This is a genomic window from Pseudomonas sp. GM18, from assembly GCF_000282195.1.
GTDB lineage: Bacteria > Pseudomonadota > Gammaproteobacteria > Pseudomonadales > Pseudomonadaceae > Aquipseudomonas.
In genome coordinates this window covers 103020-118769 of record NZ_AKJT01000038.1, presented here as the reverse complement: position 1 = coordinate 118769, position 15750 = coordinate 103020, and the positions used below count along the sequence as shown (strand labels likewise).

Sequence of the window (15750 nt, the reverse complement as noted above, 5' to 3'; positions counted from 1 at the left end):
CTGCCGAAGGCTGCGATCTTTTGATTTTGCTTTTTTCAAGATCAAACGATCGCAGCCTTCGGCAGCTCCTACGGGGGCGGTGTAAACCTCTCGGGGAGAATAATAAGAAATGCACGACAACCATTTGAGTCGCCATGCCCAGCAAGTGTTGACCGTGACCCAGGGTAAATCCCACCTGCACGGTCCCGGCAGCGATCCGTCCATTGCCCGCTCCTGGCTGCGTTGCCTTGAGGACTATCACCTCGACCCGGCCCTGACCATGGCGCCGACGGTGCTGGAACATGGCCGCATCCTGGAAAGCCGCGAACGCTTGCAGCAAGTGCTGCAGATTGCCGGCAACGAAATGACCAGCCTCCACCAGCAACTCTCCGGCGCCGGCCATGCCGTGTTGCTGACCGACGCCCGTGGGGTGATCCTCAACTGCGTCACCGCGCCCGCCGAACGAAAGATTTTCGAGCGCGCCGGCCTTTGGCTGGGCGCCGACTGGAGCGAAGCTTGCGAAGGCACCAACGGCATCGGCACCTGCCTGGTGGAGCGCCAGTCCCTGACTATTCACCAGGACGAACATTTTCGTGGCCGTCATACCGGCCTGACTTGCTCGGCAAGCCCGGTGTTCGATCCTCATGGTGAGCTGTTGGCGGTGCTCGACGTGTCTTCGGCGCGTCACGAGGTTTCGCGGCAGAGCCAGTTTCACACCATGGCCCTGGTCAACCTGTCGGCGAAGATGATCGAGAGCTGTTATTTCCTGCGTTACTTCGACAATCAATGGCTGCTGCGTTTTCACTTGCAGGCCGAATCCGTCGGGTTGTTCAGCGAAGGGTTGCTGGCGTTCGACGGGGAAGGGCGGATCTGTGCGGTCAATCAGAGTGCACTGAATTTGCTGGGGCATATTCGCGGCGGGCTGTTGGGCCAACCGGTGGAAGCGTTCTTCGATTGCTCGCTGGATGAATTGCTCGGCCGCGCGAGCGCCAATGCCAGCGCCAGTTGGCCGTTGCGCACCCGCGACGGGCGACGGCTGTTTGCTGTGTTGCGCGGGCAGCCGCGCAGCATTCCTGCACCCGTGGTGCAAAGCCCGGCAGTGGCCGAGCGTCCACGGCTGTCGGGTATTTGCCTGGGTGATGCCGCATTGCAGGAAGACTTCCGCAAGGCCTTGCGGGTGTTCGAACGAGACGTGCCCTTGCTGATCAACGGTGAAACCGGCTGTGGCAAGGAGGCTTTCGCCAAGGCCGTGCATCAGGCCAGTCAACGGGCGGAAAAATCGTTCGTCGCCCTCAATTGCGCGGCGATCCCCGAAAGCCTGATCGAAAGCGAGTTGTTCGGCTATCGCGGCGGCAGTTTCACCGGTGCCCGCAAGGAAGGCATGCGCGGCAAGTTGCAGCAGGCCGATGGCGGCACTTTATTCCTGGATGAAATCGGTGACATGCCGCTGAGCATGCAAACCCGGCTATTAAGGGTGCTGGAAGACCGTCAGGTGGTGCCGATTGGCGGCGAGCCGGAATCGGTCAATGTGCGGATCATCAGCGCCACTCACCGTAACCTGCTCGAAAGGGTGCAAGACGGCAGTTTCCGCGAGGATTTGTATTACCGGCTCAATGGGCTGGAAGTCGCATTGCCGGCGTTGCGCGAGCGTACGGACAAATCACAGTTGCTCGACTTTCTGCTGGCCGAAGAGGCGGGCGGGGAGACGGTATTGATTGATGCAGCGGCGCGACAGGCCTTGCTGGATTTTGCCTGGCCGGGGAACGTGCGGCAGTTGCGCAATGTGCTGCGGACCCTGGCGGCGTTGTGTGACGGCGGTCGGATCGGGCTGGAAGATTTGCCGGCGATGATTCGTCAAGCACGGCCGGTGACGGTGGCGACGATTGAAGAACCGTCCGAGTTTCCACTGGACGATGCCGAGCGGTTGGCGTTGCTCAACGCACTGGAACAGCAGCGCTGGCATATGACTCACACCGCCGAGCAGCTGGGCGTGAGCCGCAATACCCTCTACCGGAAGCTGCGTAAACACGGCATCGCCCGATAACCGTTTTTGACTGATCGTTCCCACGCTCTGCGTGGGAATGCCTCCCCGGACGCTCTGCGTCCGCTTTTGGGACGCAGAGCGTCCCTTGCTGCATTCCCACGCAGAGCGTGGGAACGAGCGTGGTTACAGCTAAAGAGTGCGATTTTCCCCTCCCTACGCTAACCTGCGGCCATGTTTTACGAGGTCGACTATGCACATTCATATTCTTGGTATTTGCGGCACTTTCATGGGTTCGATGGCGGTTCTGGCCAAAGAGCTGGGCCATCGCGTGACCGGCTCCGATGCCAACGTCTATCCACCGATGAGTACTCAGCTGCAAGCCCAGGGCATTGAGTTGACCCAGGGTTACGACCCGGCGCAGCTCGATCCGGCCCCGGACCTGGTGGTGATCGGCAATGCCATGTCCCGCGGCAACCCGGCCGTCGAGTACGTGCTGAACAAAGGCCTGCCGTATGTCTCCGGCCCGCAATGGCTGGCGGATCACGTATTGCAAGGCCGCTGGGTGCTGGCAGTTGCCGGCACGCATGGCAAAACCACCACCAGCAGCATGCTCGCCTGGGTGTTGGAGCATGCGGGCATGAGCCCGGGTTTCCTGATCGGCGGCGTGCCGCAGAATTTCTCAGTGTCGGCGCGTCTGGGCGATACGCCGTTCTTCGTGATTGAAGCCGACGAATACGACAGCGCGTTTTTCGACAAACGCTCCAAGTTCGTTCACTACCGCCCGCGCACGGCGATCCTGAACAATCTGGAGTTCGATCACGCCGACATCTTCCCCGACCTGCCGGCAATCGAGCGGCAGTTCCACCATTTGGTGCGGACCATTCCGAGCGAAGGCCTGGTGATCCATCCGACCACTGAACCGGCCTTGCAGCGCGTGATCGAGATGGGCTGCTGGACCCCGGTGCAAACCACCGGCGCCGGCGGTCAATGGCAGGTCAAACTGCTCAGTGAGGATGGCTCGAAGTTCGAAGTGATGTTCGAAGGCGTCGCTCAAGGCGTGGTCGAGTGGGACATGACCGGTCAGCACAACGTCGCCAACGCCTTGGCCACCCTGGCTGCCGCGCGTCACGTCGGTGTCGTGCCGTCGATGGGCATCGCGGCACTGAGCGCGTTCAAAAGCGTGAAGCGTCGGATGGAAAAAGTTGCGGAAGTCCGTGGCATCACCATTTACGACGACTTCGCCCACCACCCGACCGCCATTGCCACCACCCTTGACGGTTTGCGCAAGCGCATTGGCGATGCGCCGTTGATCGCGATCATCGAACCGCGCTCCAACTCCATGAAGCTCGGTGCTCACCGTGATGGCTTGCCGGAAAGCGTGGTCGATGCCGATCAGGTGATCTGGTATTCGCCGGCCAACCTCGGCTGGGACCTGGGCGCCACGGCGGCGTTGTGCACGGTGCCGTCGATTGTCAGCGATTCGCTGGAAGGCATCATCGAGCGCGTGAAGAGCCAGGCCCAGCCCGGCACTCACGTGGTGATCATGAGCAACGGCGGCTTCGGCGGCCTGCACGGCAAACTGGCCGAGGCGCTGCAATGAACAATGGTCCGGAACGCATCACGCTGGCGATGACCGGCGCTTCGGGCGCCCAGTACGGCTTGCGCCTGCTCGACTGCCTGGTGCGTGAAGACCGCGAGGTGCACTTCCTGATTTCCAAGGCCGCGCAACTGGTGATGGCCACCGAGACCGATGTCTCGCTGCCGTCCAAGCCGCAGATGATGCAGGCCTTCCTCACTGAATACACCGGTGCCGCCGCCGGGCAGATTCGGGTGTACGGCAAGGAAGACTGGATGTCGCCGGTGGCTTCGGGCTCCGGCTCGCCAGCGGCGATGGTGGTGGTGCCGTGTTCCACCGGGACCTTGTCGGCTATCGCGACCGGGGCCTGCAACAACTTGATCGAGCGGGCGGCCGACGTGACGTTGAAGGAGCGCCGCCAGCTGATTCTGGTACCGCGCGAGGCGCCGTATTCGAGCATTCATCTGGAGCACATGCTCAAGTTGTCGAACATGGGGGTGACGATTCTGCCGGCATCGCCGGGCTTCTATCATCAGCCGCAAACCATTGATGACTTGATCGACTTCGTCGTGGCGCGAATTCTCAATCTGCTGAACATTCCGCAAGACATGCTGCCGCGTTGGGGCGAGCACCACTTGAGCAGTGATGAATAAGCTGCTGATCATTCTGTTGGCGGTGCAACTGGCGGGCTGCGCCACGGCGCGCACCCTCGATGCCGCCAAACCCGGGGCGCCGGTGGTGTATTCGGGGACGCGTCTGGATTTGTATGCAATGAACGGCGGGTGCTGCGCCATGGACAGATTTGGCGCGGAGGCGCCGAGTTATCCCGGTGTTGATCTGCCAGCCAGTGCGTTGCTCGACACACTGCTGTTGCCGTTGTCGTTGTTGACGGTTTTAGGTGTTGGGTTTCAGGCGACCGGCGGATTATAAAAGCAAAAGATCGTCCGAACGCGGCCCGAGCCTTCGGACGATCTTTTGATCTTACTTACCTAACTTGCGTAATTCATCCGACTCGACAATCCGCACGCCATCCTGCTCTTCCAGCGCCAGGCGCCACATGGCGCGGGCCAGTTGGCAGGCTTCAATGCCGTGGTATTTGCCCGGAATCAATTTCGACAACGGACCGGCGACCCGCTCGGCCAGTCGCGGCTCGGCGCGATCGCCCAACAACAGCGATGGCCGGCAAATGGTCAGCTGCGGCCAGTTCTGCGCGCGCAATGCGTGTTCCATCTCGCCTTTAACCCGGTTGTAGAAAATCGAGGACCTGCGATCGGCCCCCAAGGCACTGATCACGATCAAGTGGCGTGCGCCCATCTCCCGTGCACGTTTGGCGAAGGCCACGACCATGTCCAGGTCCACCGCGCGAAACGCTTGCTCGGAGCCGGCCTGCTTGATCGTAGTGCCGAGGCAGCAGTAGGCGACGTCGACGCGGCCGTTCAATTGCGGCAGAAACACCGTCGGGTCACCGACCGGGTTTTCCAAGTGAGGATGCTCGGCCAGTGGCCGGCGTGAGGGTGCCAAGACGCGTGCAATCGTTGGCTCATTGAGCAGACGGTCAAGCAAATGTTCACCGGTTAACCCGGTAGCTCCGGCAAGCAATACATGCTGAGGCGTCAAGTACATAAAAAATCCCCCTTGATACTGTTCAGCTTAGTTGCTCTTTTCATCCTTGCTGATAGAGACACTTTGCAGTGCCTTTCGTGCCTGCTGCTTACGTAATAATTGCCAGTGGGCGAGTACGGCTTTCGGTGCCCAGATCTGTGGCTCGGAGGCTTCGAAGTTGTCGGCCAGCTCACGTTCGGCCACGGTGGCACTGGCCCGTTTGAAGGCTTGCTCCAGATCATCGGTCTGGTTCAGCGCCTGGGCGAACAGTGCGTCGCCGAAATAAGTGAAGTTGGCTTCTTCCGAACACCCGAAGGACACCCGGTCGGCGCGCGAGGCGGTCATGATCAGGGTGTGTTCGTCCTTGAGGGCAGGGATGAAGCCGCCGGAATAACAGGACGAAATCACGATAATCTTGTCGCGCTTCTTCAGGGGCGCGAGGACGGCGGCGAGTTCGTCGGCCGGCAGGTCGGCCAGTTCCATGCGTGGCTGGTCGAGTACCAGCTCGTGTTCACTGGAGCCATGGCTGGTCAGGTAAATGAACAGCAAGTCCTCCGGGCCACTGCGCTCGGCCAGGGTCTGGGCGGCGCGGCGCAGGTTTTCCCGGGTGGCCATCGGCCGGTCGCCGAGGTGGTCGCGATGGTTGACCAGGCGAATCTGGCCGAAAGCGCCGAAACGGCTGGCGAGCATGTTGGCGACATAGTCGGACTCACGCAGGAACACGCTCTGCTTGCCGTCGCCGCCCAGGGTCAAGGTGTACAGTTCGACCGCCGGAGTCGAGGCCGGCACGTTGGCCAGTGCTTCGTCGAGCAAGCGGCCCTGGGCCAGCAAGCCGAGTTCCAGGGTGTCGGGCAGCAGCTTGCCGTCGGCGTCGCGCACGCGCTGACTATTGATCCAGGTGCCGCTCAGCACCGTGCCATCGGTCAGCACCAACGTGCCTTTGCCCTGATAGTTGTCGCCGTCGAACTGGCCGATATAGAAACTGCCATCAGCCAGGTTCAAGCGGCCTTGGCCGGTGAAGCGCCAGTCGCTGAACTGACCGATGTAGTGACTGCCGTCGGCGCCGATCAACTCGCCCTTGCCGTTCAGTACGCCTTCCTTGAACTGACCGATCCAGACATCGCCATCGGCGTTTTCGTAGCGGCCTTTGCCATGCAGTTGATTGTTCTTGAATCCGCCGACGTAGATATCGCCATCGGCGCTGTTGAAAGTACCGTTGCCTTCCAGCTGGCCGTCGACGAAATGCCCGGTGAACTGATTGCCGCTGGCATCGCTACGCTGGCCTTCGCCGTTGGGTTTGCCGTGGGAGAACTGACCCTGGTACTGGCTGCCGTCTTCAAGTTCCAGACGACCGAGCCCTGAATATTGGTCGGCCTTGAATTCGCCGCGGTAGGTCATGGCGTTTTCTTTGAGGGTGCCTTCACCGTCCCGTCGACCGGCCTTGAAGCCGCCGGTGTAGCTGCTGCCGGTGGTGGTCAGCGTGCCCTGGCCGTCGAACAGCCCCAGCTGGAATTGCCCGCGATAGACCTCGCCGTTGCTGCCGTGCCATTCGCCCTGGCCATGCCATTGGCCTTTGTCGAACTGGCCGGCGTACCAGCTGCCGTTCGGGTAATCGATGCGGCCCTCGCCTTGCAGCAAACCGTTGACCAGATCACCGCGATAGCGTCCGCCGTCCGGCAGGCGGGCGTCGGGGGGCAACAGCGATTTGCCATCGCCGCAGGCGGTGAGCAACAGGGTCAGAGCAAGGAGTGCAAGTGAGCGCATAGCGGGATCCGGGCAATTAGGCGACGGAGTATGCCGCAGCTATGTGTCGCATTTATAGAGACACGGCACAGACACAGCGCGAAACAGCGTGAGCTGTTTCGCAATCAGGCATGTGTCAGACGAAGCAGAGAGACAGTGGCTCGGCGATATACGCCGGTTTGTCCGACCCTTCGATTTCCAGCGTGGCGGTGGCCTTGAGCAGCCATTGGCCGGGTTTCTTCTCGGTGACGTCGTTCATGTCGACCTTGAGTCGAACCCTGGAGTTAACCTTCACAGGCTGGATGAAACGCACGCTGTCCAGGCCATAGTTGACCACCATCTTCGCGCCTTCGGGCAGGATGAGGATGTCTTCCATCAGTTTGGGGATCAGCGACAACGACAGGAAACCATGGGCGATGGTGCTGCCAAAAGGCGTTTGCGCGGCTTTGACCGGGTCGACATGGATGAACTGATAATCGCCTGTGGCTTCTGCGAACAGGTTGATGCGTTCCTGGTCGATGGTGAGCCATTGGGAACGTCCGAGTTCCTTGCCGACATAATCTTTGAGCTCTGCAACTGGAACATAGGGCATTGAGACTCTCCTTGGGTTCATCGGATTTATAGTTTTTCGAGTGGGGGACTTGACCTCCCTGCAAACCACTTTAGATCAACATGACAAATTGCTCCGGTCAACTGACCATGCTTTTGGCGAATGCCGACTCATAGCGTGCTTATAATGTCCGGCCCCTTCTTGGTGGGGGAGAGTGCGGGAGAAGATGGATGTTGTTACGTGGCCTGACCTGGCTGGTGCTGTTTCAATTGCTCGGCACTGCCCTCAATCATTTGATATTGCCGGTGCTGCCGGGGCCGATTATTGGCCTGCTGTTGCTGCTGGGGTATCTGATTAGCTGCGGTCAAGTCGGCGAACCGCTGAACCTTGCGGCCAGCAGCCTGCTGCGTTACCTGCCGTTGCTGCTGGTGCCGCCGGCCGTGGGCGTGATGGTCTACGCCACTGACATTGCCGCGGATTTCTGGGCGATCACCGGTGCGCTGGTGTTGTCGCTGGTGCTGTCGATGGCCTTCGCCGGGGTGCTGATGCAGCGCATGATCAAGCGCCATGCCCATCCCGAGGACAGCCAATGATGTTCGACTGGCACGGCGCCTGGGCGTCGGTGATTCATCATCCACTGTTCGGTATCGGCATTACGCTGGGCGCGTATCAATTGGTGCTGGCGGCGTTCGAGAAAACCCGCTGGATATTTCTGCAACCGGTGCTGGTCTCCATGTTGCTGGTCATTGGCGTGCTGGTCAGTTGCGGCCTGAGCTACGTTGAGTACCGCAAGAGCACCGAGATCCTCAGTATCTTGCTCGGGCCGGCCACCGTTGCGCTGGCGGTGCCGCTGTACCTCAACCTGCGGCGGATTCGACAGTTGTTCTGGCCGATATTTACTACGCTGGTGATAGGCGGTGTGGTCGCCACGGGCATGGGTGTGCTGCTGGGTTGGTGGTTCGGCGCCGAACACATGATCCTGATGACCATGGCCCCCAAGTCGGTTACCTCGCCGATTGCCATGCTGGTGGCGGAGCAGATTGGTGGCGTCGCGGCGCTGGCGGCGGTGTTCGTGTTGATTACCGGGGTGATCGGGGCGATCTTCGGGCCGAGTCTTTTGACCCGTCTCGGGGTCCACAGTCCAGAGGCCCGCGGCATGGCCCTGGGCATGACCGCCCATGCGGTCGGCACCTCGGTGGCCTTGCAGGAAAGTGAAGAGTGCGGCGCCTTCGCGGCGCTGGCGATGAGTCTGATGGGCGTGGCCACGGCGGTGTTCCTGCCGTTGGCGGTGTCGATGGTGGTGTAAGGAAATGTCTATGAGTCTGCCGCTTTTCCCGCTGAATACAGTGCTGTTTCCCGGCTGCAACCTCGATTTGCAGATATTCGAGGCGCGCTACCTGGACATGATCGGCCGCTGCATGAAGCAGGGCGGCGGTTTCGGTGTGGTGTGCATCCTCGAAGGCAGCGAAGTCGGCGCCGCACCCGAAGGCTTTGCCATGGTCGGTTGCGAAGCACGGATCACTGATTTCCAGCAGCAGGACAACGGCCTGCTAGGCATCCGGGTGCAGGGCGGGCAGCGTTTCCATGTGCTGAGTACCGAAGTGCAGCGCGATCAACTCATCGTCGCCGAAGTCGAGTGGCTGGACGAGGAGCCGGAGCAACCGTTGCAGGATGAAGACGCCGATCTGGTGGCGTTGCTCAAGGCCCTGGCCGAGCACCCGATGGTCGAGGCGCTGAACATGGGCACCGAAGCGGCGGGTCAGCAGTCGCTGGCCAATCAGCTTGCTTATCTGTTGCCGTTCTCCGAAGAAGACAAGATCGACCTGCTGCAACTCGACGATCCGCAGCAGCGGCTGGATGCGATCCAGGCGCTGCTCGATGAGTTGCAGGGGGAGTTGTTTGCCTGACGTCAGTGCAAGGTCAGACAGCGTTCGGGCTGACGCTGCCAGTCGTAAAGACAATGTCGTTGGAGAAGACATCCTGGTTGGCAGGGAAATCAAGAACGGGTTTACCTGAGTTCGCCACCTGGTCGATCAGGGCGTCATATTCATCTCTGTTCAGCTGTCCGGCCCACGTGCGTTCTTCAATGGCGTCAGCATGGCTGTCTGTCCCGTCACCGCTGTCTTCAATAGACTGCGTATGAATATCCGTGACCTTGGCTGCACGGGTCAGGTTTGAATTCACCAGCCAGATCCGATCCGCGCTGAAACCACGGCTGGATACCGAAATGTGCCCCTCCAGATCATCATCGGGAAACCAGGTTTTGCTTCCGGGCAGCGGTTTGTCGAGGGCATCCTTGTTGAAGGCATAGTTTTCCCGTGCCGGGACGACTTCGATATAGCGCGTATCGAACAGGTAGTAGAACGAAAAGCCCTGGGAGCGTCGCTTCGAGATGTATTCGCCCAGAACCGGTTGGAAAATGGCCAATGGGTCGTCGTCAACGTCGTCAACGTCGTCAGCCTGTTTTCCGGCGTGTGTGTCGAATTGGCTGTCGTAGGCGAGCGCTTCAGGGTCGACCTCCCTTGCATAGTTCACGGCATCCTTGAGACTGAAGGTCGCACTCACGGCGATCTGCTCGGTGGTACCTTCCCCAAGTGCCCCCCGGGAAAGCATGACATTATCTCTGGCGAACTCGAACGGGGTGCGGTCATCCGCTCTGAACATGGCCGGAATGTCGGATCTGGCCAGGCAATTATGCCGGTTGCGACGATAACCGACATGGCTTAGCAGGCTATTGAAAAACGTGGGCGTCAGGTGATCCTTCAAAGAGCTGGGGGCATGGCCCTGATTTCTCAGGCTCAGGATTTCAGTTTGGAACTCAGCAATAAACGGCTCGAATCGCTGGATGTCAGTCTCGTTCAGCGTCGTTTGTCTGTGAGCTTCTACCCACATCGGCAGGTCATTATTAAGGCGGTTCGGAAACTGTCCCGTCGCCGTCAGTTCAGTGCAGAGTTGTGAAAGCTGTCGAGTGGAAAGATTATAAGGCCGCAGTTTGGCGATAAAGTCGGCTTGCAACTCAACAGGTCTATGCGGGCTGCTGGTCCACAGTCGCAGGTGATCAATCAACTGCTCTCTGAGCGACGGATATTCGCGAGGCTTGACCCATTGTGGCGGCATGCCGGTGAGCGCGACTTCCTGGCGGAACCGCTCGATATCCCTACCCTCGATCCTGTACAGATTCCAGATGACATAGTCGCTCCAGAATGGCCGTAACGGCGAGTGTCGATCAATGTTGTACCCGGGTGCTTGGACGTTGATCAGGCGCTTGTCATCGTGGAAGGCCAATTGGGTCACCGGGCCGTAACTGTCATCCAGGCCTTGGTTGCGGTGCATCACAACATAACCTTGTCGGGTTTTGTTGTTTATGTCCCAAGTGTAGTGAGCGTGATCACCGAAGACGGGAGCGCTCGGATTCGCCCCGGCCGGTTGTGTAACCACGGGACGTGGCACGGGCGTAGGCACGCCGCTGCCTTGCGCGCTATTTGCGTCGATTGGCGGACGGTTGGTTTTCCAGTACAGATTAACCTTGTCGAGCATTGTTGCCAGTCGTTGCGGCGTGTAGCCCTCCAGGGTTTTGACGTATGTCTCGCGGGGCTCATTCGGACCCAGCCAGCGGCGCAGCTCGTCATACAGGTAGACGTTTTCCAGTCTTTGCGCACGAGGCTTGGCCCACCGGGGTTTCTTGCCTGTAGTGGCTGCTTCGGTGCGGAATCGCTCGATGTCATTACCGTGAATGCCGTAAAAATCCCAGAGGTCGCGATCGGTCCACGCCGGCAATAGCCTTGCGGGCTGGTTGATTCGAATCGTCGCGGGTTCAACGCCGACAAACAAACCATTGTCGTCCCTGAACGCCATACAGGATGGTGGGCCGACAGTATCGTCCAGCCCCCTTTTACGGTGCATGACCACATAACCGTGGTGATTGTTGGCGTTTTCGTTCCAAACATAGTGGTCGGTGTTGATGTAGGTGGGCGCGGCATCAGGCTGCGAGTGCTGTGCTTGGTCCAGGCGCGGGCGTTTCTCCACTGGGGGGGACGTCGAGCCTGCGGCACTTGTTGAGCTTTGCGACTGTCTTGTCCTCCATGTCTTGCGATCGTCATTGAGGTACAGGATTGGCCCGGAGGGTGTTAGATCGTCGCGCCGTTTTGCCCGGTATGCCTGGGTGTTTTCGTCCCAGCCCACCCGAACGGTGATGCCATTGTCGAGGTCGACGTAATGGAGTCTGGCAATACGCAAGCCTTCAGCGTCGGGGGCGGGCAGTGCGCTTCGAGCCTGAGACGGCAGGCGATAATGTTTCCACGGGTCGACATCGCTCAGATCGGAGGAAGGGTTGGCGCTGCTGTCACGGACGTGAGTCGACGGTCCTGCAATCGGCGTCGGAGGCGGTACCCCGGCCCCTCGGTCGACTGGATGCAGTGTACCTGCTGGTAACGTTTGCGAGGTTGTGCCCGGCTCATGGGGTCGGGTCAACGTTGATTGGCTGTCCCGTGGCAGTGGCGGGATGTTCAGCGCCGGCAGTTCCGGTGCTCTGGGTGTTGGTATTGCAGGTGTTGGAGGCTTGGGCGCCATGCTGGATTCCTTTCCAGAGGTTGCATTGGGGGCTGCCCTCAAGGGCTGCTGGTTTCGTTGACTCAGGTTTTTGTAGTGTTGGCAGAGGCTTGCGAGATGAAAACATCATCAGCGGTCAGTAGGCGTGACCAGTCGCTGTCAACGGCCAGGTTCTGCGTGTTGGCGTCGTAGTACAAAGCGCCGGATCTGCCGTCATTGAGGGATAAATGCTCGATGGGAACCAGATCGATCATAGGCATGTCGAGGCGTTGCTGGCGTCGCAGGTCGCCCAGCAGGGCGGCGGGGCCGGCATAGGAGCGGGCGTTGAGTTGTGCCAGGTGAATCAGGTCAAACTCCAGGTCGACATCGTATTGATGGCCCACGGATGACCGCACGCGGATGTTTTCCAGCGGCGTTGCCGGATCATCATGCCGGGGGACGGTGATGTGAATGTTGCCGATACGCAGCAGCGCGTCATCGAGTCTGATGTCCGGGTATTCGATGGCGGTTCTCAGGTGTTCGGTGTGAATCGTCCAAGTGGAGCCACGGCTCGCCCTGGTTGCGGCGGCAGGGGTCGAAAGTATGATCAGGCTGTCTGCTGCGGGGTAGATATCGTAGGTCGCGGCCATGCCCTCCAGCACATAGATGGCTGTTTGGAGGACCGCTTCAATATCCACGCGTTGCGCCTGTGGTTTGAGCACGATGGCCGGATGTTTCGCCGGCGCTGAGAGCATGTAGTGGCCGGTGCGTTCCATCGGCGAGAGACTGGCTTCGATCAGTTTGTCTCCCGGTTGGCGATGATCATCAAGGTATGAGTGAGTGGGGGGGCGCATCCGAAAGGACTTGCCGTCACGCATGATCAGCAGGAGTTGGCGATTGAGTTCGATCCCGGCCGCTATCAGGCTGCCCCCGACGTGGGTTCCCGTCGATGCGCGATTGCGCGCCAGATGCTTGAGGGTCAGCTGTTTTTGATCGTTAAAGCGCACCGTCAGATTGATATTGCTGTAATGCAGATAGTCAAAGTTGCCCTGGCGGGTTGAAGTGACGGTGTAGTCAACCTGCACAGCTTCGATCTCGCTGCTGTCGTAGTCCACATGAAGGGTGGTGACGATACGGTTGTTTTCTGTCCGCTCGACATTCAATAGGGTCGATGGCTGATGGCGGCAGATGAAACAGCTGAGGTCGGCTTGGGCAGGAAGGACGTATTCGCCACCTTTGAACAGGCTCGGTCGCGGTTTTTGTTGGCCGACCGCCACAATGATGACGTTGACGGTGTGGCTCGCAAGCCCTGGCAGTGTTTGAAGCAAGTCGGGTTTGAGTGAATAACCGTCCTGCGTGATGAACAGGAGCTTGTCATTCTTCAGCTCACGTTTCCCCTCATGCGATTGATAGACGTTGCGGATAGTCAGGCTGATTTCCGGCAGCTCTCCGTCGACACCGCACAGCACGACAATGACCAGCGAGGTGCCTTCGATACGCCAGGATTTAATGCGCTCGAACGGCCAATCCATTTCTATAAGGCTGTCATCCAGACCATCGTCGAGGAGAGTGGTGGCACCGCTGTTGTCAGCGATGAAATAGCGATCTGCACCAGGACCGCCGTCAAGGGTGGCATTAAAGCCTTGCGCAAGTAACTGATCATTTCCGGCGCCGCCATCGGCCCGCTCATCGGTGCCACGCAGAATGATACGGTTGGGTTGAGCATTACCGATGACATGACTGCTGGCCCCAGCCAGGGTTTCGACATTCTCGATCGAATCCAGGGTGGCGACGTCCAGGTCGGGATTCGAGCGCAGGCTTGCGATGCCGGCATCCAGGTCAATGTTGAAGCCGGCGTGGAGTGTGTCTGGGGCGATTTCACCCAGTAGCTGCAATGTATCGTTGCCAGCACCGCCAGATAAAATACTGGCCGTGTCGGTGGAGGTTTCGAGCAGTTTTGCCGCACCCTGAAACAGGAAGTGATCGTCCTTGTCTCCACCGACCAGAACTTTGCTGCCTGCGCCATAACTGAAATAGTTGGGTTTGGGCCTGACCCCGCAGACGCGATCATCGCCACCCCCCAGTTGCCAGAGAATCGCCTTGTTTTCGGTGGTGGTGCCCATAATGGCCCCGGGTATGTTGTGGATGCCTTGACTGGCGTCATACACATCGTCCGTCTCCTGCACGACCGGTTCTTTGGCGTCGACGTACCCGCTCTCGCCAGCGGCGGCATCCCAGTCAAGCTTCCAGTGCCTGACCGGCTGTAAAACGACCTGATACTTCCCGAGCACCACCGTGTCGATGCTGTCTTTCAGTTCGCCATCCAGCCAGCTGCGGGCGGCTAACGCCAGTTGCTTGCCGTAGCTGTCATTGGTCCGCGCGATCAGGTAGCGCTCCATGATGTCGGTATCCAGCGTCTGCCCGGTGAACGCGAACCAGCCCGACCGCCACCGTTCATGAATGGTCAGGTCGATGAAGTCGTCAATGTCGTCCACTTGTCGTACGGCGCTGTAGATTCTCGCGCCCATGATCAGCAGGGCGCCTGCGGCAATGCCCAGAGGCCCTGCGGAAGTGAAGCCAGCCAGTGCAGCCACCCCCAGGGCAATGCTCAAGCCGGCGCTGGCCAGGCTAAGTGCACCGTTGAAGTAGAGATCCTGAGCGGCTTTGCCCTTGGCAGTGGACGCTTCGTTGAAGGATTTGATGGCACTGTAGAGATCGAACGGCAGTGTCAGCGCACTGGCGATCAGTCCCGCGCTACGCGCCAGCCACTTACCAGCAGTGGTCGCCTGGAAACCGTTGAACACAGCGGCGCCATTTTGCAGCATGGCGCGTCCGGCCTTCTCCACTCCGCGCTCGACGATCAGTGAAGCGCCTTCGCTTGCAATGCCCCCCAAATTGATCAGCACGTCTGGGGTGTCACCTTTTTTGAGTGCGTCGGCGGCGCCCATAATGCCGCTGTAAATACCGTAAGCCTGCATTCCGACGCCGACGCTGGTCATGCTGCGGCTTTTAAGTTTGTCGACCCAGTCTGGCAGGTTGTCGGGGATTTCCGGGGGCGAGAGCGTCATTTTCTGAGCCGAATCCAGCAGGCTGCCTAGTTTGTGCAGCGGCTGCGGTGAGCTGTCGGAAATTGACGTTAGCAGGGACTCCATACTGACCGAGCGCAGGGTGGCCAATTCGAACAGTAGGTCTGGCAGTCGCTCGTTAAGCAGTACGCGGCTCTGCACTCTGTCCGGGTCAAGGCTCAGTGCATCAAGGAAAGCCTGATCGGGCGTCGATGTCTGGACGTCGTCGGCACTGATGTGCCGTCCATTAAGTCGTGCCCCCAGTTCATAGAGTTCTACCCTGCTGACGGTCAAATCGCCGATTTGCACTTCGCCAAATTGTGCGTCTTGAAAGACCAGGCGCTGCCGTCGATTGTGTACCGACTGCGTATCGGGTTCTGGAGTATCGAGCGTCGGCGTTGGGTCCATATCGCTCACATGAACAGGAGGCGGCGAAGTGTCGCGCCTGACTATTGAAGTATCTGGCATGTAAAGAGTCCGTTCTTTCGGTTGTTGATAGGGGCACTGATTGACTATTGGAAGTGCCGTTGACTGGCAATGTAGCTATTGGTGGGAGGTTGAGGAGGTACATATATATAGTTTTATCATCGGTTTGATTCAGGTTTTTTCAGTTTTCCGGGTGAGTTGTTTAAGTGGGTGTATTAAGTTGTATGATTTTCCACTATTGCCTTGTTTGTGGTTGGTCAGTAGTTTGGAAGGTGTTCACATGAGGTGGATAGGTTTT

At 59.3% G+C, this 15750-nt stretch carries 12 protein-coding genes; 7 read left to right on the top strand and 5 right to left on the bottom strand.

Annotated features, from left to right (window positions below; all coding sequences use genetic code 11):
• The first annotated feature begins 109 nt into the window (after positions 1 to 109).
• From PMI21_RS16590 to PMI21_RS16605, 4 genes are all read left to right on the top strand, one after another.
• The gene (locus PMI21_RS16590) at positions 110 to 2023 is read left to right on the top strand and encodes a sigma-54-dependent Fis family transcriptional regulator (RefSeq protein ID WP_007937472.1); all 1914 of its coding nucleotides are present in this window, start codon (positions 110 to 112) and stop codon (positions 2021 to 2023) included.
• A 190-nt stretch (positions 2024 to 2213) separates the two neighbouring features.
• Positions 2214 to 3563 carry a UDP-N-acetylmuramate:L-alanyl-gamma-D-glutamyl-meso-diaminopimelate ligase gene (mpl, locus tag PMI21_RS16595; RefSeq protein WP_007937471.1) on the top strand — a complete coding sequence of 450 codons (1350 nt, stop codon included), beginning with the start codon at positions 2214 to 2216 and terminating at the stop codon, positions 3561 to 3563.
• A complete protein-coding gene (gene ubiX, locus PMI21_RS16600) occupies positions 3560 to 4192 on the top strand; it encodes a flavin prenyltransferase UbiX (protein ID WP_007937469.1) in 633 nt (210 codons plus the stop codon). The genes mpl and ubiX overlap by 4 nt, the downstream gene beginning before the upstream one ends.
• Entirely contained in the window at positions 4185 to 4469 is a 285-nt protein-coding gene (locus PMI21_RS16605; RefSeq protein ID WP_007937468.1) for a YceK/YidQ family lipoprotein, read from the top strand. Before ubiX ends, PMI21_RS16605 begins: the two co-directional genes overlap by 8 nt.
• Before the next feature lie 51 nt (positions 4470 to 4520).
• On the opposite strand, the gene PMI21_RS16610 is transcribed toward PMI21_RS16605, so the two are convergent.
• From PMI21_RS16610 to PMI21_RS16620, 3 genes are all read right to left on the bottom strand, one after another.
• Positions 4521 to 5162 carry an oxidoreductase gene (locus tag PMI21_RS16610; protein ID WP_007937466.1) on the bottom strand — a complete coding sequence of 214 codons (642 nt, stop codon included), beginning with the start codon at positions 5160 to 5162 and terminating at the stop codon, positions 4521 to 4523.
• A gap of 27 nt (positions 5163 to 5189) precedes the next feature.
• On the bottom strand, positions 5190 to 6905 hold the full coding sequence (locus PMI21_RS16615; RefSeq protein ID WP_007937464.1) for a C13 family peptidase: 1716 nt from the start codon (positions 6903 to 6905) through the stop codon (positions 5190 to 5192).
• 115 nt (positions 6906 to 7020) lie between these two features.
• On the bottom strand, positions 7021 to 7476 hold the full coding sequence (locus tag PMI21_RS16620) for a MaoC family dehydratase (protein ID WP_007937463.1): 456 nt from the start codon (positions 7474 to 7476) through the stop codon (positions 7021 to 7023).
• Between the two features lie 188 nt (positions 7477 to 7664).
• Here PMI21_RS16620 and PMI21_RS16625 point away from each other — a divergent pair, with 188 nt between their 5' ends.
• Genes PMI21_RS16625 through PMI21_RS16635 form a run of 3 tightly spaced genes read left to right on the top strand, consistent with a single transcriptional unit; the run spans position 7665 to position 9341 of the window.
• On the top strand, positions 7665 to 8027 hold the full coding sequence (locus PMI21_RS16625; protein WP_007937461.1) for a CidA/LrgA family protein: 363 nt from the start codon (positions 7665 to 7667) through the stop codon (positions 8025 to 8027).
• Positions 8024 to 8740 carry an LrgB family protein gene (locus PMI21_RS16630; protein ID WP_007937459.1) on the top strand — a complete coding sequence of 239 codons (717 nt, stop codon included), beginning with the start codon at positions 8024 to 8026 and terminating at the stop codon, positions 8738 to 8740. Before PMI21_RS16625 ends, PMI21_RS16630 begins: the two co-directional genes overlap by 4 nt.
• A gap of 10 nt (positions 8741 to 8750) precedes the next feature.
• Positions 8751 to 9341, top strand: a complete 591-nt coding sequence (locus tag PMI21_RS16635; protein WP_007937452.1) for an LON peptidase substrate-binding domain-containing protein — start codon at positions 8751 to 8753, stop codon at positions 9339 to 9341.
• A gap of 13 nt (positions 9342 to 9354) precedes the next feature.
• On the opposite strand, the gene PMI21_RS28440 is transcribed toward PMI21_RS16635, so the two are convergent.
• Together PMI21_RS28440 and PMI21_RS16640 are read right to left on the bottom strand one after the other, a co-directional pair.
• Positions 9355 to 12003 (bottom strand): hypothetical protein, encoded by a 2649-nt coding sequence (locus tag PMI21_RS28440; protein ID WP_007937450.1) that lies wholly within the window; start codon positions 12001 to 12003, stop codon positions 9355 to 9357.
• 62 nt (positions 12004 to 12065) lie between these two features.
• The gene (locus PMI21_RS16640) at positions 12066 to 15494 is read right to left on the bottom strand and encodes a calcium-binding protein (RefSeq protein ID WP_007937448.1); all 3429 of its coding nucleotides are present in this window, start codon (positions 15492 to 15494) and stop codon (positions 12066 to 12068) included.
• Positions 15495 to 15750 lie beyond the last annotated feature (256 nt).